This is a genomic window from Clostridium sp. SHJSY1, from assembly GCF_031626875.1.
Lineage (GTDB): Bacteria > Bacillota > Clostridia > Clostridiales > Clostridiaceae > Clostridium.
This window is the reverse complement of record NZ_JANDMF010000069.1, coordinates 1-22,983: the sequence shown is the minus strand read 5'-3', so window position 1 is coordinate 22,983 and position 22,983 is coordinate 1. Positions and strand designations below refer to the sequence as shown.

General features: G+C 28.5%; 19 protein-coding genes, 2 tRNA genes and 1 other annotated feature. Of the genes, 7 read left to right on the top strand and 14 right to left on the bottom strand.

Annotated features, from left to right (window positions below; genetic code table 11):
- Nucleotides 1-120 precede the first annotated feature (120 nt).
- The 8 genes from NNC19_RS21655 to NNC19_RS21620 all read right to left on the bottom strand — a co-directional run bounded on the left by NNC19_RS21655 (nt 121) and on the right by NNC19_RS21620 (nt 8,775).
- The gene (locus tag NNC19_RS21655; RefSeq protein WP_310940778.1) at nt 121-999 is read right to left on the bottom strand and encodes a carbohydrate ABC transporter permease; all 879 of its coding nucleotides are present in this window, start codon (nt 997-999) and stop codon (nt 121-123) included.
- A gap of 41 nt (nt 1,000-1,040) precedes the next feature.
- Nucleotides 1,041-2,003, bottom strand: a complete 963-nt coding sequence (locus tag NNC19_RS21650) for an ABC transporter permease subunit (protein WP_310940777.1) — start codon at nt 2,001-2,003, stop codon at nt 1,041-1,043.
- 203 nt (nt 2,004-2,206) lie between these two features.
- Nucleotides 2,207-2,908 carry a DUF624 domain-containing protein gene (locus tag NNC19_RS21645; protein WP_310940776.1) on the bottom strand — a complete coding sequence of 234 codons (702 nt, stop codon included), beginning with the start codon at nt 2,906-2,908 and terminating at the stop codon, nt 2,207-2,209.
- Nucleotides 2,909-3,094: 186 nt separating this feature from the next.
- Nucleotides 3,095-4,573: an L-fucose/L-arabinose isomerase family protein gene (locus NNC19_RS21640; protein WP_310940775.1), complete on the bottom strand. Its 1,479-nt coding sequence runs from the start codon at nt 4,571-4,573 to the stop codon at nt 3,095-3,097.
- Nucleotides 4,574-4,611: 38 nt separating this feature from the next.
- Complete coding sequence (locus NNC19_RS21635; protein WP_310940774.1) at nt 4,612-5,235, bottom strand: DUF4867 family protein; 624 nt, start codon at nt 5,233-5,235, stop codon at nt 4,612-4,614.
- A gap of 451 nt (nt 5,236-5,686) precedes the next feature.
- Nucleotides 5,687-6,205, bottom strand: coding sequence for a hypothetical protein (locus tag NNC19_RS21630; RefSeq protein ID WP_310940773.1), 519 nt, complete (start codon nt 6,203-6,205; stop codon nt 5,687-5,689).
- Nucleotide 6,206: 1 nt separating this feature from the next.
- The gene (locus tag NNC19_RS21625) at nt 6,207-8,414 is read right to left on the bottom strand and encodes a peptidase domain-containing ABC transporter (protein WP_310940772.1); all 2,208 of its coding nucleotides are present in this window, start codon (nt 8,412-8,414) and stop codon (nt 6,207-6,209) included.
- Between the two features lie 169 nt (nt 8,415-8,583).
- Complete coding sequence (locus NNC19_RS21620) at nt 8,584-8,775, bottom strand: hypothetical protein (protein ID WP_310940771.1); 192 nt, start codon at nt 8,773-8,775, stop codon at nt 8,584-8,586.
- Nucleotides 8,776-9,372: 597 nt separating this feature from the next.
- Between NNC19_RS21620 and NNC19_RS21615 the strand changes: the two genes are divergently transcribed.
- Together NNC19_RS21615 and NNC19_RS21610 are read left to right on the top strand one after the other, a co-directional pair.
- Nucleotides 9,373-12,021 carry a cation-translocating P-type ATPase gene (locus tag NNC19_RS21615; protein WP_310940770.1) on the top strand — a complete coding sequence of 883 codons (2,649 nt, stop codon included), beginning with the start codon at nt 9,373-9,375 and terminating at the stop codon, nt 12,019-12,021.
- Between the two features lie 422 nt (nt 12,022-12,443).
- Nucleotides 12,444-13,361, top strand: coding sequence for a polysaccharide deacetylase family protein (locus NNC19_RS21610; RefSeq protein ID WP_310940769.1), 918 nt, complete (start codon nt 12,444-12,446; stop codon nt 13,359-13,361).
- A gap of 41 nt (nt 13,362-13,402) precedes the next feature.
- On the opposite strand, the gene NNC19_RS21605 is transcribed toward NNC19_RS21610, so the two are convergent.
- Nucleotides 13,403-14,404: an anti-sigma factor domain-containing protein gene (locus tag NNC19_RS21605; RefSeq protein WP_310940768.1), complete on the bottom strand. Its 1,002-nt coding sequence runs from the start codon at nt 14,402-14,404 to the stop codon at nt 13,403-13,405.
- Nucleotides 14,405-14,803: 399 nt separating this feature from the next.
- Here NNC19_RS21605 and ispF point away from each other — a divergent pair, with 399 nt between their 5' ends.
- Nucleotides 14,804-15,280 carry a 2-C-methyl-D-erythritol 2,4-cyclodiphosphate synthase gene (ispF, locus tag NNC19_RS21600; protein ID WP_310940767.1) on the top strand — a complete coding sequence of 159 codons (477 nt, stop codon included), beginning with the start codon at nt 14,804-14,806 and terminating at the stop codon, nt 15,278-15,280.
- Nucleotides 15,281-15,395: 115 nt separating this feature from the next.
- On the opposite strand, the gene NNC19_RS21595 is transcribed toward ispF, so the two are convergent.
- Together NNC19_RS21595 and NNC19_RS21590 are read right to left on the bottom strand one after the other, a co-directional pair.
- Nucleotides 15,396-15,468 (bottom strand) — tRNA-Lys (locus tag NNC19_RS21595).
- A gap of 64 nt (nt 15,469-15,532) precedes the next feature.
- Nucleotides 15,533-16,207 carry a hypothetical protein gene (locus NNC19_RS21590; RefSeq protein WP_310940766.1) on the bottom strand — a complete coding sequence of 225 codons (675 nt, stop codon included), beginning with the start codon at nt 16,205-16,207 and terminating at the stop codon, nt 15,533-15,535.
- Between the two features lie 230 nt (nt 16,208-16,437).
- Here NNC19_RS21590 and NNC19_RS21585 point away from each other — a divergent pair, with 230 nt between their 5' ends.
- Both NNC19_RS21585 and NNC19_RS21580 read left to right on the top strand, forming a co-directional pair.
- Nucleotides 16,438-16,842: an HNH endonuclease signature motif containing protein gene (locus tag NNC19_RS21585; RefSeq protein WP_310940765.1), complete on the top strand. Its 405-nt coding sequence runs from the start codon at nt 16,438-16,440 to the stop codon at nt 16,840-16,842.
- Nucleotides 16,843-17,052: 210 nt separating this feature from the next.
- A complete protein-coding gene (locus NNC19_RS21580; RefSeq protein WP_310940764.1) occupies nt 17,053-18,072 on the top strand; it encodes a LacI family DNA-binding transcriptional regulator in 1,020 nt (339 codons plus the stop codon).
- Nucleotides 18,073-18,122: 50 nt separating this feature from the next.
- Here the strand turns inward: NNC19_RS21580 and NNC19_RS21575 are convergent.
- Nucleotides 18,123-18,198, bottom strand: a tRNA-Gly gene (locus tag NNC19_RS21575).
- Nucleotides 18,199-18,443: 245 nt separating this feature from the next.
- Nucleotides 18,444-18,646 (top strand) — a binding site (T-box leader).
- Between the two features lie 68 nt (nt 18,647-18,714).
- On the opposite strand from NNC19_RS21575, the gene thrS reads away from it, so the two are divergent.
- Nucleotides 18,715-20,646, top strand: a complete 1,932-nt coding sequence (thrS, locus tag NNC19_RS21570; protein ID WP_310940763.1) for a threonine--tRNA ligase — start codon at nt 18,715-18,717, stop codon at nt 20,644-20,646.
- 41 nt (nt 20,647-20,687) lie between these two features.
- Here the strand turns inward: thrS and NNC19_RS21565 are convergent, their stop codons facing one another.
- On the bottom strand, nt 20,688-21,953 hold the full coding sequence (locus NNC19_RS21565; RefSeq protein ID WP_310940762.1) for an aminotransferase class I/II-fold pyridoxal phosphate-dependent enzyme: 1,266 nt from the start codon (nt 21,951-21,953) through the stop codon (nt 20,688-20,690).
- Between the two features lie 89 nt (nt 21,954-22,042).
- Nucleotides 22,043-22,606, bottom strand: coding sequence for a 5-formyltetrahydrofolate cyclo-ligase (locus NNC19_RS21560; protein ID WP_310940761.1), 564 nt, complete (start codon nt 22,604-22,606; stop codon nt 22,043-22,045).
- 175 nt (nt 22,607-22,781) lie between these two features.
- On the opposite strand from NNC19_RS21560, the gene NNC19_RS21555 reads away from it, so the two are divergent.
- A complete protein-coding gene (locus NNC19_RS21555; RefSeq protein ID WP_310940760.1) occupies nt 22,782-22,949 on the top strand; it encodes a hypothetical protein in 168 nt (55 codons plus the stop codon).
- Nucleotides 22,950-22,983 lie beyond the last annotated feature (34 nt).

Sequence of the window (22,983 nt, the reverse complement as noted above, 5' to 3'; positions counted from 1 at the left end):
CCTATAACTGAAATATTCAATTGAATCTAATAATTATATTAAATCAGAATTATAGAAATTAGTTTTCGTGACTACTCGATATATCTAAATGCTAAATTATATTTTAGCAATTTATTCTTATCAGCTTTTTACAGCTCCTAAAGTCATTCCAGTTACAAAGTATTTTTGTACAAATGGATAAACCAATAATATAGGTACTGTTGCAACCATAGTAATTGCCATTTTTATTGATTCTGGATTTGTAGCCGCTGCTTGCATTAATACATTATTACCATCAACCTTTGCATTACCAGTTGCATTTCCCATCACTTTCATAAGTTCATATTGAAGTGTTGTTAATGATTCATTTGAACTAGCATAAAGATAGGTATCAAACCAACTATTCCATTGACTGACTGCAATGAAAAGGGCTACTGTAGCTATAACTGGTAAACATAATGGCAATATAATCTTAACAAATATTGTAAAATCGTTAGCTCCATCTATCATAGCTGATTCATTTAAAGCTGGTGGCAGTCCATCAATAAATGAACGTATTACGATTACATTAAATGCACTTATTAGTCCTGGCAAAATATATACTGCAAAATGATTTACTAATCCAATATTTTTAATAAGCATATATTCTGGAATTAAGCCTCCACCAACATACATAGTTAAAACAAATAATATTGTAATTGCTTTATTAAACACGAATTCTCTTCTGCTAATTGTATAAGCCACCATTGCACTTGCTATAACTCCCGTTGCAGTTCCTACTACTGTTCTAGCTATTGATATAAATAATCCTGTTCCTAAATTATCACCATTTTTAAATATTTCTTTGTAATTTTCTAAAGTTAATACTCTTGGAAGTATATGAATTCCACCCTTTACAGTATCACTGGCATCATTTAATGAAACAGCTAAAACATTTAAAAATGGATATATTGTTATTGCAGCAATTCCTATCATTATAATTATTAAAATCACATCAAAAGCCTTAATCTTTTTTTTCATAATATACTACCTCCTAAACCTTAATTAATACATAACTTTAATTATATAAGGCTTCCTTCTCCAGCTTTTTTAGCTATTTTATTTGCACCAAATATTAATATGATACTAACTACTGACTTAAATATTCCTATGGCAGTACCAAATGAATATCTAAACATTCCAATACCATAATCTAATGCATATTTATCTAATACTAATGATTTATCTGCAACTATAGGATTACCAAGTAGCATTTGCTTTTCAAATCCTATGTTAATTAAATTACCTATGCTTAAAATTAGTAAAACTATTATTGTTGGTTTTATTGATGGCAATGTTATATTAATCATTTGCTTGAACCTTCCTGCCCCATCAACCTTAGCTGCATCATATAATTCTGGATCTATAGCTGTCATAGCAGCAAGATAAATTATGGCATTCCAACCTACTTCCTTCCATACATCTGATCCTGTAACTATTCCCCAAAACATATTTGGATTTGACATAAATGATATAGGTGTGTTAATTATGTGCAAATTCATAAGCACTTCGTTCACAACTCCACTTGTTGACAACATGCTTGTAATAATACTTGCTGCTACAACCCATGATATAAAGTGTGGTAAATATGATACTGTCTGTACCACCCTTTTAAACTTTATGCTTCTTAATTCATTTAAGAGCAAAGCAAATATTATAGATGCTGCTGTACCAAATACTAGCCCTAAAACACTCATTGCTAAAGTATTTTTCAGAGCTTGATAAAATTGTGGTTCACTAAATAACACTTTAAAATGTTTAAGTCCAACCCAAGTCTGGTTAAAGAATCCATTTTGAGGTTTATAATCCTGAAATGCCATTGTCCATCCTACTAGTGGTAAATATTTAAATATTATTAGCCAAATGACAAAAGGCAATGACATAAATATTAGGACTCTCTGTCTCTTCACTAAATCCCATGACACTTTTGTTTTATTTTTCTTTTTTATCTTTACTTTTTCTGCATTTAAAACTGGAACTTGCATTTATGTCCCCCCTTATTTTCTTGATAAAATAATTTTACTTCTTTTACCATATTATAACTACCTAAAAAAATGTATATGTTTTCATATAAAAATTAGAGTTATGAAATAGTTAAATTTAGAGAAATAACATAAACTTATAATAAAACTGTATTTTGAAAAAACTTTTTATGGACATTGTCCATAAAAAAAGATTTCGTATAGAATTACACGAAATCTTTTTTACTATTATATTGTTTCTCTATTTCCTCTTGAAGCTCACTAATAGTCTTATCCTCTATTTTCATAATTAAATAACATATAATACTTGCTCCAAACAATAGTCCTATCAAAGATATTTGAGCAAATCTTATAATAGCTAATACTATAATAATTAATGACAAGCAACTTATACTTATATAAACTTTCTTAATCAATAGATTCAATGAAATTTTAAAGGCATGTATTATTTTTATATTATATCTAGATATAACTGGATAAATATAAAATTGTATCAATATAGAGAAAATTATAATAGCTAAAAATATATATCCTATGAAATTGCTTCCCTTTGCCATAAAATAACCCATATCAAAATATGAAATTCCAATTATAACATTTAGTATAGTCCCTATCACTATCCCTTGAAAAAGATTTAACTTATAGAAATGAAAAAAATCTCTTGTTACTGATATTTCTCCTTCTCTAGCAAGCTTGCCCATTGTAGAGAATAAAGTTGACAATGCAGGTCCAATTAATATTGAAAGTACCAATATTCCTCTTAGAGAAACATGCCCTTGTGTAATAATAAAATATATAATTAATGGTGATATAGTTAGCATGAAATATAAGTTGGCCATAAATAGGTTTGTTATATTATTTGTTATAATATATAATCTGCTATTCAGTATATCTCTCTCATTTTTCATAATTTCCCCCTCCTTACAATTAATGCTATTTTATCATCATCCCCAATATATGTAAACATGACTTTTTTATAAAAAACCTGTACACTTAAAAAATTAAGCATACAGGTTTAATTATGCATATATACGAGAATAATAAGTCAGCATGCCCACTTATTATTTTCCATAATATACCTTAACTTCTATATATTAAAATGGATTTTCTGAATCATAAAGCATTTCCTTTGGTCTATTAAATCCAATATCCTTAACCCCTAGATATCTAAATAAATTATAGATAGCCTTTCCATGATGGCCAAATGCAACTGCTCCATGATGAGGATATCTCTTTTGAATTAATACATGACGATAAAATCTTCCCATTTCAGGAATTGCAAAAATACCTATTGCTCCAAAAGAACGAGTAGCTACTGGTAAAACTTCTCCCTGTGCAACATAAGCTGTTAATTCTGCATCTGCATTACTTTGTAATCTAAAGAATGTAATTTCTCCTGGAATAATATCCCCTTCAAGAGTTCCCCTTGTTATATTAGGTTCTTGATTTGGTTCCAATGATCTTGCCATTATCATTTGATTCTTCATGCTACAGAATGATAATTTGCTAGATGCTGTATTACCACAATGGAATCCCATGAATGTATCCTTTAGTGTATATTGGAATTTATCCTTAATGTCTTGATTATACATATCAGCAGGAACTGTATTATTAATATCAAGTAATGTTACAGCATCATTACTTACACAAGTTCCTATATATTCACTTAATGCACCATAAATATCTACTTCACAAGATACAGGTATTCCCCTTGCAGCTAAACGACTGTTAACATAACATGGTACAAAACCAAATTGAGTTTGGAAAGATGGCCAACATTTATTTGCAAACACAACATATTCTCTTGATCCTTTATGTTCCTCCATCCAATCTAATAATGTAATTTCATATTGAGCAAGCTTTGGTAATATTCCAGGCATTTTATTTCCTTCACCCAGTTCATCTTCCATACTTTTAATTACTTCAGGTATTCTTGGATCTTCTGCATGTTCATTAAATGCTGCAAATAAATCAAGTTCTGAATTTTCCTCAATTTCAACTCCTAAATTATATAATTGCTTAATTGGCGCATTGCAAGCTAAAAAGTCTTGTGGACGTGGTCCAAAAGATATAATTTTCAAATCCTTTAAACCTAATAATGCAGTAGCAACTGGTTTAAACTCTTGAATCATTTCAGCAACTTCTGAAGCTGTTCCAACTGGATATTCTGGAATATAAGCTCTTATATTACGAAGTGCTAAATTATAACTAGCATTTAGCATTCCACAATAAGCATCTCCACGTCCTCTTACTAGATTATCTCCAGTTTCTTCTGAGGCTGCAACAAACATTACAGGGCCACCAAATTCCTTGGCAATTAATGTTTCTGCAGTTTCTGGTCCAAAATTTCCAAGATAAACTACTAAAGCGTTTACATTAGCTGCCTTAATTTCAGCTAATGCTTTTCTCATATGAACTTCATTTTCTATAGTTGTCTCACACTCAAATATTTCTTCTCCTAATTCTTTAAATGTTTTTACAACTGCTTGTCTACGTGAAATTGATAGCTCCATTGGAAAGCAATCTCTGCTTACTGCAACTATCCCTAATTTTAATTCTGGTATATTATTCATTGTAATTCTCCCCCATTACTATAAATTTATTTGAATTTCTATTTGATTGAAATATTTTCACCTACTAATCCTATGAAAGCACCTTCACTCTCTAAATTAGTATCTTTATGTCCTATTAACCATTTATTTTTAGCAAATAATAATTTATCTTCTCCATCTTCATTAATGCTCTTTTCTAGAGGCAAATTTGTGTCCTTTGGTAATACAACAATACACTTAAATCCATCATTTGATACATTACATGGTGCATAATGAAGAGTTGTTGCATATACTTCTATAATTGTTCCTGCCGGAATTAAAAAAGCCTCTATCTTAGATGTATCATAGGTGTAATCTTTCTCTATATCTTGCTGACAACCTATAAGCAAAATTAAATCTGTAACAGCTATATTTATTTCTGATGAACGATGATATTCTACTGCATTTAGTAAATAATTATTTCCATTACAATACCCAATTTGTATTGGTAATCCTCCAAATGCTCTTTTCTTTAGGTCCTCTGCAATTTCTAAATCTTCAAGCTCTTTAATAGATGGTTCATATATTACATCTGCTGGTAAAGGTGTATTTTTCATCTTTGTAATAATTTCTTTTAATTTATAATTTTCTAGAACTCGTCCATATTTTTTAAAATCAACTTCAGTAACCTTTTTAATAACCATAAAAACCTCCCTAAATCTTAGTTAATATCGCAAATTATTAAATAACTTTTTAAAAGTATTTTCATAAGTTTATTTTACATATCCTTTTGCCAATAGTCAATGCTATTTTTTTAAATTTTTTCATAAGAATGTAAACTGACCCTAGTATCCAAAATATTTTTTTAACTTAAAATGTAGTTTTTAGAAGTTAGTTATAAATGTACTTCTTGATTTAATCTGAGCATGTTCTTATTGCTCTCTCATTGGTTATAATACTAAACTTGTTTATTTGAATATTAAATTTTTATTTTTTCATGCCTCAACTTCCAAAAAAGACGTATAAAAAAATACACGTCATGTAATTTTCACACAATGTGTATTTAATAACCATTTAAATATTAAGACATCAAAGCTCTATCAATTCTTATTCTATATCATTTGTTCATTAATTCTTCTATAGCAGCTATAAATATTATATTACTTTTCCCAATATATAATTAAAATATGTTGTTTTATAACTAATTATACTAGCTTTTGCTTCCATTCCATTTTTTAATTCTACTCTATCTCCATTTTTATCAGACAAACCATTTTCATTCAAAAAACATGATGCTGTATAATATTTTTTTTCTTTATTTTTATCTAAAACTACATCATCACTAATATTATCTATTGTAGAATTTATAACTCCATAATCACTTCTTGATAAAGATATAATTTCTATTTGAACTTCATCATTTTCTTTTACGCTTCCAATACTAGTATTTTCAATATATATATTGCACACATTATTATTCATATCTATTTCCCCAAAAGCATTTACAACTATATCTTTTTCTGCAAACGTAGACCAAATCATTATAGAAAGAATAGTGAATATTATTATATACATTATATATTTCAACAATTTAAAAGAGCATGACGATTTATAAGCATTCATAAAACTTTTGGAATCGCTTATATCTTTAAAATTCTCAATTATATACCTCATGTTATAGTCCTCCTATAGATTTATTGAAAACTAGTTCTTTATCATCATCATCTAAACTCTGCTCAGACCATAATTTATAGTAATATCCTTTTTTATTAAGTAACTCTTTATGGCTTCCTTCTTCAATTACCTTACCCTTGTCCATAACGTATATTTTACTACACTTCTTAATGGTACTTAATCTATGAGCTATAATAATAGTTGTTACATTTTCAATACATTCATCTAATGTATTTTGTATAGCCCTTTCTGTTATAGAGTCCAAATTAGATGTAGCTTCATCCATTATCAATATCTCAGGTTTTCTTATGAGCGCCCTAGCTATTGATAATCTCTGTCTCTGCCCTCCTGAAAGATTTAATCCTTTTTCCTCCAATGGAGTTTTGTATCCCATAGGCTGACTTTCTATATAATCATGAATCTGCGCTTTCTTACAGGCATCAACCATCATCTCATAAGTAACTCCATCACATGCAAATTCTAGATTTTCTTTTATAGTCCCTGAAAAGAAAAATGAATCCTGTGAAATATAACTTATTTTACTTCTTAATGAATCTTTACTTATATTATTTATATCTATATTCTTGATAGAAATTTTTCCTTCCTTAACTCCATAAAAGCCCATTAATAACTTAGCAATAGTCGTTTTTCCTGAACCGCTTTCTCCAACTAAAGCTATCTTTTCTCCTGCTTTAATATTAATGTTTATATCATTTAAAACATTATCCTTAAGTCCATAAGCAAAATTAACTTTTTCAAAAGTTATGTTACCTAGTAAAGTTTCAGGTTTCAGATCCTCATCACTAGATTTTTCTAATTCTAAATCTAAAATTTCTCCTAGTCTATCGCTGGCAACTATAGCTTCTTGAAGTTGAGGCTGTAAATTTATTAAGCGTCCTATTGGTTCAATAAAATATGCAAGTAATGCATTAAAACTTATTAACTCTCCAACAGATATTTCACCTTTTAAAACAAGGCTTCCTCCAAACCACAATAAACATATTCCAAAGCCTCCACTTACAACACTCATTAATGTTCCCTGAACATTATAAGTAACTCCATGCTTAAAACAACTTTTCATAAATTTTAAAAATTTATTTTCTGTTTTTATCTTTACTAATCCTTCACCATTAAAAGCTTTTACAGTTTCTATTCCTTCTAAAGATTCAACAAGATAGGATGAAAGCATGGCATTATCCTCCATAACTTCTCTATTAACTTTCTTTAGTTTACCTTTAAATCCAAATACTAAAGATAAATATAAAACTATAGGTATGAAACATGTAAAAAATAATTTTACATTTTGAAGATATAAAATAACTCCTCCTACAACTGCCATTAAAATATCAATCATTAAAGTTAACGTTACTGATGATATAGCATTTCTTATCTTATCTCCATCATTAAACCTTGAAATAATCTCTCCAACTTTTCTTGTTCCAAAGAAATTCATTGGCAGTTTAATTACATGATTGTAATAACCAAGAAGTAGTGGAACATCTATGTTTTGAGACATATATATAAACAGTATCTTTCTAAAAAATTCAGTTATAACTTTACAAATTAAAAGGGTTAACATAGCTATAGATAGTGAATGTAAATTATCTGCAAGATTATTAGGCAGTATGTCATCTATTAAAAACTTATAATAAAAAGAGCCTGATATTCCAAGCACAGTTATTAAAATAGATGCTATGAATATGTTTATTAAAAGACCTTTTTGAACTTTAATAAGACCCCAGAATCTTTTGAAAAGCCCTTTTGTCTCATTACCTTTTTCAAACTTAGCTGTAGGAGTTAAAAAAATTAAAATATCATCCCATATTTTAAAAAACTCCTCTGGCTTATACTTAATCATTCCACAGCCTGGATCAGCCACTAATATATATTTTTTTGTAATTTTATGTACTACTACAAAATGTAGTAACATATCATCTATAATAACATGTGCTATTAACGGAGTTGGAAGATTATCATAAATTTCTTCTTTCTTTTCTACTCTAGCTGCTTTTGTACTAAATCCTAATTTTTCAGCAGCCTGAACCACTCCATAAACTGAAGTTCCTTCTAAATCAGTTCCTGCTGCTTCCCTTATTTTTGATACTGGTATCTTTAAGCCATACTGCTTACTAATAGTTGCTATACATGCAGGACCACAATCTTGTATATCTTGTTGTTTTATACAATAATATCTTTTTAGTATATCCATGTTTTAACCTTTCTATTTTTGTCTTGTTTTATTTAATACTGTAAGAAAACTGATTTCTAAACGAAACCAGTTTTCTTTATATACATTAAGTTATTTTTCATAATTTATTTCTTAAAAAATCACATAATATTCTTAATGTAAATGATAATAATTGAATAACTCTTGAGGATTAGTTATTATATTTTCTTATTGAGTAAGTTCTGCCTAAATGCGCTGCTTGGTATTCTGCCCAATTATATGCATCCTCATAGCTAGAAAAGTTTTCACTATCAATTCTACTTCCATCAGCATCATAAATAATAGCCTTGTATCTTGTTCCTCCTAAGATTTCTTTTTGTTCATTAATTGATAAATTTAACATTTAAAACCCTCCATCTTTATATTTATTCTAAATAGTACTATTTAATACATTTTTATTATATACTTCCTTTTTATTGAATTCAATACTTTTTTTTGATTTGTTGTAATTTTATATATATTTATATCTAAATTGAAAAGTTAACTTCCGTTTTTATCTGTAAACAGAGGTTAGTTTTTCATTTCACCATTTAATTTTTGTTTGTATAACTTATTTTAAATACTTGGATATGTTTCTTTACACTTTTCCATTTATAATTTAATCCTTTCTTAATATTTCTCCCAATCTAATCACTTGAAACTATGCTCCCTAAAGCTGCGACTGATAGTTTATTAATCTTTCTATAAGCTGAGTAAAAAACTCATTGACAAATACCTTTAAATGCAGTATCATATAACATATAAACAAATAATTCTTAAGTTATTAAGAGGGAGTAGTTTAAAATATAACATCAACAATCGCGGTTTTTTAACCTGGTGTTATATGCCTGAAATGGTTACCAGACTTTTAATATAATTAATCTCAATTAATTATGTTAAAGGTCTTTTTTTATTGTTTTAATTTAAACTGTTCAACAACAAATGGAGGGAGAATAATTTTATGGAAAAGTTTTTTTCAAAATCATCTAAGGAGGCTTTAAATCAATTCAATGTAGATAAAAACGGTCTATCAAAGGATCAGTTAAGAAGCTCTTTAGAAGAACATGGCTATAATGAACTGACGGAAAAGAAAAAGAAAAGCATTTTCGTTGTATTCTTAGAGCAATTTAAAGATTTGCTCGTTGCTATATTAATAATCGCTGGTATTGTCTCAATGGCAACCGGTAATTCAGAAAGTACTATAGTTATATTTGCTGTTATTATTATGAATGCTATTCTAGGAACTGTTCAAAATGTTAAAGCTGAACAATCTCTGAAAAGCTTAAAGGCTCTATCTGCTCCTAATGCTAAGGTAATTAGAGATGGTGTTAAGTATGAAATTCCATCTAGAGAAGTTCTTCCAGGAGATATTTTAATCCTAGAAGCTGGAGATTTAGTTGTAGCTGATGGTCGTATTATAGAATCTTATTCATTAAAGATAAACGAAAGTGCTCTTACAGGAGAATCTGAAGCTGTAGAAAAATTTGAAGAAGTGATAAAAGCTGATGAAGTTGCTCTTGGAGATCAAAAGAATATGGTATTTTCAAGTTCTTTAGTTACTTATGGACGTGGATTAATTCTTGTTACTGGTACAGGAATGAACACTGAACTTGGTAAAATTGCTACTTTAATGGAACAAACTAAAGAAAAGAAGACGCCTCTTCAAATAACATTAGATGATTTTAGTAAAAAACTAGCTTTAATTATCCTAGTTATATGTATTCTAGTTTTTGGTTTAAGTCTATATAGAAATACACCTATTCTTGATTCGTTAATGTTTGCTGTTGCTTTAGCTGTTGCTGCTATTCCTGAAGCATTAAGTTCTATTGTTACAATCGTGCTAGCACTTGGAACTCAAAAGATGGCTAAGGAAAATGCTATTATTAAAAACATAAAAGCTGTTGAGGCGTTAGGTTGTGTATCTATAATCTGCTCTGATAAAACAGGTACTTTAACTCAAAATAAAATGACTACAAAACAAATTTATACTGATACATCATTAGTTGAATCTGAAGAATTAAATTTAGAAAATGAAGTTCATACTTCTCTATTAAATGCAGCTATACTTTGTAATGATTCAACTAACGTAGATGGCAATGAAATTGGAGATCCAACTGAAGTAGCTCTTGTAAATCTTGGTCATGTCCACTCTTTAACTGAGCAAGGTGTTAGAGAAAAATATAAGAGACTTAAAGAAATTCCTTTTGACTCTGATAGAAAATTAATGAGCACACTTCATGAAATTAATAATGAATTAATTATGTATACTAAAGGTGCATTTGATGTACTTTTAAATAGAATAACTCATATAAAAACTTCTGCAGGGGTAAGGGAAATTACTGATGCTGATAAAACAAAAATAGTAGATACAAATAGATACTTATCAGAAAATGGTCTTAGAGTCCTTGCCTTCACATATAAGGTTCTTTCTGAAGAAAAGGAACTTACTTTAGAAGATGAAAATGGTTTTGTATTCCTTGGATTAATATCTATGATTGATCCACCTAGAGTAGAATCTGCTGAAGCTGTTAAAGATTGTATAAGTGCTGGGATAAAGCCAATAATGATTACAGGCGACCATAAGATTACTGCTTCTGCTATAGCTAAACAAATCGGTATCTTAAGAGATGGGGATATTGCTCTTGAAGGGTTAGAAATTGATAAACTTTCTGATGAAGAACTTGATAAAAAACTTGAGCATGTATCTGTATACGCTAGAGTATCACCCGAACACAAAATTCGTATAGTTAATGCATGGCAAAATAAAGGTAAAATAGTTGCTATGACTGGTGATGGAGTTAATGATGCTCCCGCATTAAAACAATCTGATATAGGAATAGCTATGGGTATTACAGGAACTGAAGTTTCTAAAGATGCTGCTTCTATGATACTTACAGATGATAACTTTGCTACTATAGTAAAAGCTATCACAAATGGTAGAAATGTTTATGCTAACATTAAGAATTCAATTAAATTCTTACTTTCAGGTAATATGTCTGGAATACTTGCAGTACTTTATGCTTCTATAGCTGCTTTACCTGTTCCATTTGCACCTGTACACCTTTTGTTTATTAACTTATTAACAGATAGTTTACCTGCTATTGCAATTGGTGTGGAAAAATCAAGAAAAGATCTATTAAAAGATAAACCAAGAGATAGTAAAGAATCTATCTTAACAAAAGACTTTATAAAAGAAATTGCTTTTGAAGGTTTATTAATTGGTATATTTACAATAATAGCTTTCCATGTTGGATTATCCACAGGTAATGAACATGCTGCAAGCACTATGGCATTTGCTACTTTATGTTTAGCTAGATTATTCCATGGTTTTAACTGTAGAGGTAAAAAATCAATATTTGGTTTAGGAGTATTCTCTAACAAATTTAGCTGGTACGCTTTTGGCGCTGGTTTATTATTCTTAAACCTAGTACTATTTGTACCACCACTACAAAATTTGTTTGAAGTTACTCCACTTGATGGAACATTAATTGCAGGCATTTACTTATTAGCATTTTTACCAACATTTATAATTCAAATATTTAAAGTAATTACTAGAGATTTTGATAAGAGTGAAAATGAAGATACTATAAATCAATCTGCTCAATTTTAACATTATATTTTAGTTATTTTTCATCCCAATAGGTTAATCTGAATCTATTGGGATTTTTTTATCCACAGCCATGTTTATTATTATATATTTCACACAAGTAATCAACAACAACTGTGGATTACTTGTGGATTATTTTTTCACACTAAAACCATGTTATTTTCACGCTTTAGTGACAATTAATTTATTTATTTTTATAAGTTATCAACAACTTAACACAAAATAGTCTTTTTTATTTTACTATTTTTCAATTTTAATCCACACTTATTAACATACAAATTAACAACTTTCCAACAAGTTATCCACAGGCACATGTGGACAATGTGGATTATATCCATTTATTTACTAAAATTTTCACTAATATTTGTTTTAAATTTACTACTATGATAATATTATATTGCAATATTATTCAGTGGAGGCTTATTATGTTTAATAGATTTAAAAATAAAAAATACTTATATCCCTTTTGTGCAATTGCTATATTATTTATATGTTTGTTAGTATTTATATTAGTTATAAATCATGCTCCTGATAAAAAGACAGAAGTTTCTTCAACCTTAACTACAGAAGAAACTGAAACTCCTAAAGAAGCTGAAACTCAAAAGGAAACAGAATCAACACCTAAGATAAAAGATAGATTTGAAGGGATTCCCCTTACTAATGAAGATGTAGGAATTCCAGTATTGTACTATCATTCAGTACTACCTGATTCAGAAACTCCTACAAAGAATGAAGTAACTATTTCCCCTGAAAAATTAAAAGAAGAACTAAAGCTTGTGCAAAGTTTAGGATACACTACATTAACCATATCTGAAGTAAATGATTATATTATAAACAAAAAACCAATCCCTCAAAAAAGTATCCTTATAACTTTTGATGATGGATATACAGATAATTATGTTCATGCTTTCCCTATACTAAAGGAATTAAATATGAAAGCGACTATATTTGTAATATCCTCTGGTATAGATAGTGGCTATTATATGTCAAAAGATCAACTTAAGGAAATGTCTGATTATGGAATAGACATTGAAAGTCATACAGTTAACCATGTTCATTTAAATACATTATCTTATGAAGAACAATTAAAAGAATTAAAAGACTCTAAAGCAAAGATAGAAAGTGTCACAAATAAACCTGTACTATCTATTGCATACCCTTTTGGTGACTTTAATGAAAATAGTAAAAAGGCAGCTAAAGATGCAGGTTATTCCTTAGCCTTTACTACTAATTTAGGCTTGTCCAACAGAACTGATAACCCTGTTGCTTTAGATAGAATATATGTAAGTTCTGAATATTCTCTAGAAATGTTTAAAGATAGACTTTTAAATACTAAAAAATAAAGAAGTGGGACCCCACTTCTTTATTTTTTAACTTGATCCTCCTATACTGAACTTTTTGAAATATTATATAGATTTCCCGAATTATTAATTTGTATTTGAATTTTCTTATCTGTAACAAAATTAGATGTCTCTTTTAGTTCCCCATACTTTAAAGATTCACCTGTTATAGTAACCAACATTCCATTATTGGGAACCATCTTATTTTCTGATGCATATTCTATACAATCCCTTAATACAACGTCTATTTTTCTATCCAACCCTTTTACAGCCTGGACCATATCTTTTCCTCTATCTGTCTGTGAACTTATATTTATAACTCTATTTAATCGATTTAATTCCAGCTTAACTTGTGAAGTACTGTTAATGACAACTGTACTAGTTGTATGAGTATAATCCTTATATGCTGCAAATGCTAATACCATCAATAAAAGTACTGCTAATGAAATATAAAACTTAAAATGCACTAATCCTTTTTTTTCTTCCCCACTTACACTTTGTCCAACATCTACATCTTCAGTTTTCTTAATCTTAACAAACTCGCCTGAATTAGTTATAATAACACTACTTCTTTTCTTGGCTTTTAATATTATTCCTCTATATATGTTTATTTTCTCTTCTTCTACTAATGGTACTATTCCATTTTCATTTACAACACAAACATTTAAAACATCTTGAATATGTTTATAGTCTGGATTTGAAAAAATAATGGTATATACTATTATGTAATCTTGCCATCTCTCTAAGAATCCTCTTGAAATCTTAGTCATTTTAGCTATTCTATTAAAGGGTAACATTCTCTTTTTCATAACTTGCTCAAGTAATTCTATGTCTTCAACTAAATAGTAGGCTATATTCAAAATTAAATTTCTCTCTTTATAACTAGGAAAACGTCCAACTAAATCCCTTATAAGGATTTTAAATAAAAGCAACTCATCTTCAATAAGATTTATCTGTTCGCCTCTTAATTTAATTGCTTTTTCTCCCACATCTACTACCTTTGATTCATTAGAAAATATATACTTGTTCCTATTAAAGTCTCCCACCTTATAACAACCTCTTTTCTTAATATACAAACACCATTAAAGTAATATTTTTTATCAAATATTTTATTTATTCATATATTGTATTATATCATATAAAAACTTAAATCTATTTCGTATACATTAAAACTAATTCAAATATATTTTAATATAATTAAAAATAAGCGAGGTATATTATGGGGAAAAACGTTATTTATGTTGACTTTATATTTAAACACCAGAAAGTTACTCATTTTAAATTTTATATAACCTTTGCTTTTTTCATTTTTATTACACATATAAATTTTTTAAATTTATTTAGAAAAAAGGATACTAATCCAATATCACAAATTAAAAATTCTAATAAGTATATAAACCTACAAAATTATGATAAAATATTAAGAAAAACGAGTAGGTGATAAAATGAGAATTGGTATGGGTTATGATGTACATCGATTAATCCCTGATAGAAAACTTATACTTGGTGGAGTAAACATTCCTTATGAATTTGGTCTTTTAGGTCACTCAGATGCAGATGTTTTACTACACGCCATAATGGATTCCTTATTAGGTGCTGCTGCCCTTGGTGACATAGGAAGACATTTTCCTGATTCTGACGCTAGATATAAAGGAATTTCAAGTATTAAATTATTAAACGAAGTTGGTAATTTGATTTATAAAAACAATTTTAAGATATGTAATATAGATGCAACTATAATTGCTCAAAAACCAAAAATGTCTCCACATATTGATTTTATGAGAGAAAATATAGCTGAAACTTTAAATATATCTATTAATAAAATAAACATCAAAGCAACAACTGAAGAGGGACTTGGTTTTACAGGAGAAGGAAAAGGTATTTCTTCTCAAAGTATTTGTCTTTTAGAAGATCATATATAACCATAAATATTCTAAAGAATATTACCATATTTATGGTGAAGAATATTCAATTAAAATAAAATGGATATCTTCATTAATTGAAGGTATCCATTTTATTTATCTAAAATATTTTTAGTGCGCCATCACGGGTTCGAACCGGGGACACCCTGATTAAGAGTCAGGTGCTCTACCAACTGAGCTAATAGCGCATAATACACTAAGTATTATAGCACCCTAACTTTTTTTAGTCAAGATGCTATAAATTCACTCTTTTTATATTATCTCAGATAAATTTCTTTGAATAATTCTCTGAAAAAGTTCTCCTACTTCTGTGTCATTATTAATGTTTTTACATATATATCTCCATTCATCTATTGTTACTCCAATTTTCCTTTCAAAAGCTTTTTCATTATTTGTTATCATAATAGATTCTACAACAAATTCTCCAAGTTCAATAGAATCTTTAAATATTTTCATATATAGAAACTCTTCATTTATACCAAACCAAGTTCTATTAAATTCTCTTGAAAATTTCATCAATTCTGGCACTACCCGTTCTTTGGGAAGCTCCCAAATTTTCTCTAATCTACTATAATGACTTAACATAATTTTAGCTGTTTCCTTATTTATTAATCCCTCATCCAAACCCTTCTTGATTAAAATATCAACAGGCTCTGTTGGAATTCTAGTTATTTTCTTACCTCTTCCATATATCCATTTATAAAAAGCTTCTTGTAAGAATGAATATTGGATATACCCTAATAGTATTTTCGAATCTGGAAAATAGGCATAGATATTATCAATTCCATTATTTTTACTGAAAATAAGTGTATGAATATATAGTGATTTTGGCTTTGGTGGATTTTGCATAAACATATGTCCTCTAATGGTTTTATTCTCGCTTATTATATTTTCCCAATACTTAAAGGAATTATAATTTTGCCTCACCTAATTATCACCTTTCCTTCCATAATACAGTATTATATACTATATACTGGTTTATATATTTCCCCCCTACTAATATTATACTTACTACTAATAATTCTATTCAAAAACTATGTATTTTTGTTTCTTTTTCCCAATTTTAATAATGAAAATTCAACTTTTACTTTTCATAAATTGAATGTAATTGTATTTTATTGTATAATATATAGTATAAAACTAAAGGGGGTTTATTATTGTTTTTTTGTGAAATCTGCAATAAGAAAGCTGATATTCATCATATAATTCATAGAAGCGAAGGCGGTCTAGATATAGAAATTAATTATAAATACCTCTGCGAAAAGCATCATAGAGGTAAAGATGGACCTCATCATTCTCTAGAAACTGATATAAAATATAAAATTGAGTTACAGAATAAACTCTATAACTTACTTCCAAAAGAATATTATAATTCTAAAGAACTTGGAAAAATACTTGACTTATCTGTAAATTCATTAAAAAAGATAACCAAAAATATTAAATTATACAAAGAAGGTTATAAAACAACTGATATTATTCTAAAACTTATGGGAAATAAATTATATTCCAAGGAAACTCTCGAAAATTTAGAAATACAACGCATTTTAGAAAATATATATTAACTACTAGTATTTAAATAAGTAGGTATTGTAAAATAGATATTAATCCTATTTTATAGCACCTACTCTTTTTTATTTATACTAATTCTTCTAATAAAGCTGTTGCAAATCATGGTGAGTGGTATAATTAAACAATAAGAGTTTAAAAAGAATTTCACTAAATTCTACTGCTTTTAATAAATTTATAAATACATTATAAGGTGGATTTTAATTATGAAAGTTACAATTGTAGATGTGGCAAGAAAAGCTAATGTTTCAGTTGCTACAGTTTCAAGAGTTATGAATGGCAACTATCCTGTAAAACTTGAAACAAAAGAAAGAGTTCTTAGCGCAATAAAAGAGCTTAAGTTTATCCCAAATATGCAGGCACGAGAATTTACAAAACAACAATCTACTATAATAGGTATAGTAGTTCCTAGTATTAATAACATGTTTTTCCCTGAAGTTGTGAACGGGATAGATAGCGAACTAAAATCTACTGACTTTTCTTTAGTTCTTAGTTGTACAAATAATAACAAAAAAGAAGAAAGACGTTGCATAAATGATCTTATATCAAGAAATGTAGCTGGAGTAATAGTAGTGGATCCAAATACTGATAATATAAATTCTAATTTTTATAAAAATATTTCAACCAAAATTCCACTAGTATTTGTAAATGGATACTCTGTAATCCCCAATATTTCTTCTGTATCAAATGATGAATTTTTAGGTTCTGAACTTGCTTTAAGTCATTTATTAAATAATAATCATAAAGATATATTGTTTCTTAGGGGCAAAGATAGTTATTCTTATGATGTTAAAGAAAAAGTTTATGTAGATTTTATGAAAAAACTTAATAATTTTAAACCAGAATATATAATTAACATAGGTGAAGGTAACAGTAAAAACACTGTTGAAAATACAACAAAAATAATGCTAAATTTATTATCTTCAACTAAAGCAACGGCTGTTTTTGCATGTAATGATCTTATGGCTGTTGGAGTTTTAAATGCTTGCAAAAAACTAGATATAAATGTTCCAAATGATTTATCTTTAATAGGTTATGATAATATTGATTTAAGCGAATTTGTTGAACCCAAACTAACTACTATAGATCAAAATATGTTTTTACTTGGAACTAATGCATCCTCATTGTTATTAGAGAAGATTAGTAACAATAATGAACATAGTAAAAGAGTTATTTTAAATAATTCTTTAATAGAAAGAGATACAGTTATGATTATTGAAGATTAGATTTTTTCTATAAAAAAAGAGTACTTTACTATAAAAAGTTACTCTTTTTTTGGAGCGGAAGACGGGACTCGAACCCGCAACATTCACCTTGGGAAGGTGATACTCTACCATTTAAGCTACTTCCGCTAACAATGGTTTCATCAAAATATATTTTACCATTTTTTTACATAAGAATCAATACCTTTAATTTCTTTCATACTAAATTTTTCAATACTATCTTTTAACTTATCGTCCCTTTCTAAAAGAATGTTATGGTTATAATTAAAAAAATTTGTTGCAATAAGCATATTTGATTTAAATTAAAGCTATGTAAAATATATTTACTGTTGACATCCTAAATTGAGATAATTATAATAAATACTAACAAATATTGAAAAATGATGACGAGAAGAGTAAGTTAACACTTCATTATCAGAGAGAGAATACATTAGCTGTGAGTATTTTTTAATGAAATTAACTGAAAACCACCTCTGAGTGACTTTAAAAAAGTCCGTATTTATCACGTTACGATAACCTTAAGCGACCTATTTTTAGGTAATTAGAGTGGAACCACGGATATAACTTCGTCTCTATATATTAGAGATTGAAGTTTTTTTATTTGCACAAATTATATTTTAATACATATACGAGAGGAGTTTTAAAATGATTAAAGTAACTTTAAAAGACGGTTCAGTAAAAGAATTTGAAGCAGGCGTTTCAGTTTTAGATATAGCTAAAGGAATTAGCGAAGGTTTAGCTAGAAATGCTTGTTGTGGTATTGTAAATGGTAAGGTAGTAGATCTTCGTGACACAGTAAATGAAGATGTAGAACTCAGCATTTGTACATTTGATTCAGAGGAAGGTAAAAATGCTGTACGCCATAGTATTTCACACGTTTTAGCTTATGCAGTTAAAAGATTATTTCCCGAAACAAAACTTGCTATAGGTCCATCAATTCAAAATGGATTCTACTATGATTTTGACAGAGATACAGCTTTCACAGCTGAAGATGTTGCAAAATTAGAAGCTGAAATGAAAAAAATAATAAAAGAAAATCCTTCAATAGAAAGATTTTCACTTCCAAGAAATGAAGCTTTAGAGCTTATGAAAGAAGAACCATACAAAGTTGAATTAATAAATGATCTTCCTAAAGGCGAAACTATTTCCTTCTACAAAATGGGTGATTTTACTGACCTTTGTGCTGGACCTCACTTAATATCTATTAAGTCAGTGAAAGCAATTAAACTTATAAGAACAGCTGGTGCATACTGGAAAGGAAGTGAAAAGAACAAAATGCTTTCTAGAGTTTATGGTACAGCTTTCTTAAAGAATGCTGATCTAGAAGCTCACCTTGAAGCTTTAGAAGAAGCTAAGAAAAGAGATCATAACAAACTAGGAAGAGAATTAAAATTATTTACTACTGATGAAAATATAGGTCAAGGACTTCCTCTTATGATGCCAAAGGGAGCTAAAATAATTCAACTTCTTCAAAGATGGGTTGAAGATGAAGAAGAAAAGAGAGGATATGTTTTAACAAAAACTCCATTTATGGCTAAAAATGATTTATATAAAGTTTCTGGCCACTGGGATCATTATAAAGATGGAATGTTTGTATTAGGTGATGAAGAAAAGGATGAAGAAATTCTTGCATTAAGGCCAATGACTTGTCCATTTCAATACACTATATACAATGCAGAACAACACAGTTATAGAGATCTTCCTATAAGATATGGCGAAACTTCTACTTTATTTAGAAATGAAAATTCAGGAGAAATGCATGGACTTATAAGAGTTAGACAATTTACTCTTGCTGATGGTCATCTTATAGTTACACCAGAACAACTTGAAGATGAATTTAAAGGTGTTCTTGAATTAATTGATTACCTAATGAGTACCTTAGGTATTGCAGAAGATATAACTTATAGATTCTCAAAATGGGATCCTAATAACACTGAAAAGTACATAAATGATCCTGAAGCATGGACTCGCACTCAAGATACTATGAAACAAATACTAGATCACTTAAAAATAGATTATGTTGAAGCTGATGATGAAGCTGCTTTCTATGGACCAAAACTTGATTTACAATGCAGAAATGTTCATGGTAAAGAAGATACATTATTTACAGTTCAAATAGACTTTGCTTTAGCTGAAAGATTTGATATGTCTTATATTGATAAAGATGGTGAAAAGAAACGTCCTTATATAATTCATAGATCATCTATTGGCTGCTATGAAAGAACTTTAGCTATGCTTATTGAAAAATATGCTGGAGCATTCCCAACTTGGTTATCACCAGTTCAAGTAAAAGTTCTACCTATTTCTGATAAATACAATGATTATGCAGAATCTGTTGTTAAATCTTTAAGAAATAAAGGGGTAAGAATTGAAGCAGATTATAGAGCTGAAAAAGTTGGTTACAAAATCAGAGAAGCTAGATTAGAAAGAATTCCTTATATACTAGTTGTTGGTGAAAAGGAAGCTGAAACAAATACCGTTTCTGTAAGAAGCAGAAAAAATGATGATGAAGGAAGTATTGCTTTAGCTGAATTTGAAACTAGATTATTAAATGAAATTGCTAATAAAGAAAGATAAAAAATTGGGTATCTCATATTGAGGTACCCAAATTTTTTTATCTAAATTTCATCCAATGCTTGTTTTATATCTTCTATAATATCATCTATATTTTCAAGTCCTACAGATAATCTAATAAGACCTGGAGTTATTCCTGCTGCTACTAATTGTTTATCTGTTAATTGCCTATGAGTTGAACTTGCTGGATGAAGAACACAAGTACGTATATCTGCAACATGAACTACATTTGAAGCTAACTTTAAACTATCTATAAACTTAGCTGCATTTTCACGGTTACCTTTTATTGAGAAAGATATTACCCCACTACAACCCCTTGGCAAATATTTCTTAGCAAGATTATTATATTTGTTTCCTTTAAGATTTGGATAATTTACAAACTCAACCTTTTCTGAAGTATTAAGATATTCTGAAACTTTTTCAGCATTACTACAATGCTTTTCTATTCTAACAGGTAAAGTTTCTAATCCTAAATTTAATAAAAACGCTGCATTTGCTGACGGATATGAACCCATATCTCTCATAAGTTGAACCCTAGCTTTAGTTATATATGCAGCTTTTCCAAAGGATTCTGCATATACTAAGCCATGATAAGATTCATCTGGTTCAGTAAACTCTGGGAATTTCCCACTAGTCCAATCAAAATTACCACCATCCACAATTACTCCACCTAATTGAACTGCATGTCCATCCATATATTTTGAAGTAGAGTGAATAACTATATCTGCTCCAAACTCAAATGGTCTACAAAGTATTGGAGTTGCAAAGGTATTATCTACTATAAGTGGCACATTATTTTTATGTGCAATATTTGCAAACTTCTCTATATCAAATACTGCTATAGCTGGATTTGCAATAGTTTCTCCAAATACAGCTTTAGTATTATCTTTAAATGCTTTTTGAATTTCTTCTTCTGAAGCTTCTTGGTCTACAAATGTACATTCAATACCTAATTTCTTTAATGTTACTGCAAAAAGGTTTATACTTCCTCCATAAATAGTAGCTGCACTTACAATATGGTCACCTGCATGAAGTATATTTAATATTCCTATCATTACAGCTGCTTGACCTGATGTAGTACAAAGAGCTCCTACTCCACCTTCTAAAGCAGCAATTTTTTCTTCTACAGCCCCAACTGTAGGATTTGAAATACGCGAATACATATGTCCATCAACTGATAAATCAAATAACTTTCCTATATGTTCTGAAGAATCATATCTATATGTAGTACTTTGATAAATTGGAAGTACATTTGTCTCTCCATTCTTAGGCTCATATCCTGCATGCAAGCATTTTGTTTCAATATTCATTTTTATAGCCCTCCTAATTATTTATAATTAATAAAATAATTATAATACAAATATTATACTAATTCCATCGTTTTCATAGCCTATTACTCTTATACAACAACTAACCCTTCTTCAGTGATTATCTCATTAATCTTTATATCATGTTCCTCTCTTGGTAAGTCTTTTAATACTTGAAATTGATAGCACAATGCTAATTTATGAATAGTTTCATCTATATCCGACATATACTTATCATAATATCCACCACCATATCCTACTCTCCCACCCCAAAGGTCAAAAGCAACACCAGGTACTATTATTAAATCCAACAATTTTTTTTCTATAACTTCCTCATTATTATCTGGTTCTAAAATTCCAAATTTATTCTCTTTTAACTCTTTTAAGGAATGAATATTAACAGCATCCATAACTTTTTTCTCTAAATCTATTCTAGGAACATAAATATTCTTACCTTCCTCTAAAAATTCACATATATATTCAGCTGTATTGATTTCACTTCCAAATCCAATATAAATAAATATGTTTTTAGCTTCTTTATAATAGCTGCTTGATTTAAGAATATATTTTATCTTTTTATCAAATTCTTTTTTATCTTCAACATTTATTTTATCTCTCTTAGTAATAATATCTCTTCTAATTTCTTTCTTATCCATGTAATCCCTCCAAAAATTTTACTTGCTATAAAAAATCAATTTTACAAAAAGCCTATTTCTATTTTAATAATATAAATACTTATGATATTTGTAAGGTTATCTTATAATATTTTTTATATCACTTTTATATTATACTGTATATTGTTCAATATTTTAAACATAGGAGGAATTGTTTATGCAATATGATACTGAAGATAAAAGGCTTGGTGGGGGAATTATTACTATTTGTGTTTTTCACATCATTGGATTTGTAATTACTATATTAGGAACAATATTAGCATTTTCAATGAAAAACAATTTAAAAGGGGATGTATCAGATTGGAGTGAAAAAACTTCAATATGATATATCCTTTTTTACTAAATATAAATTTTATTCA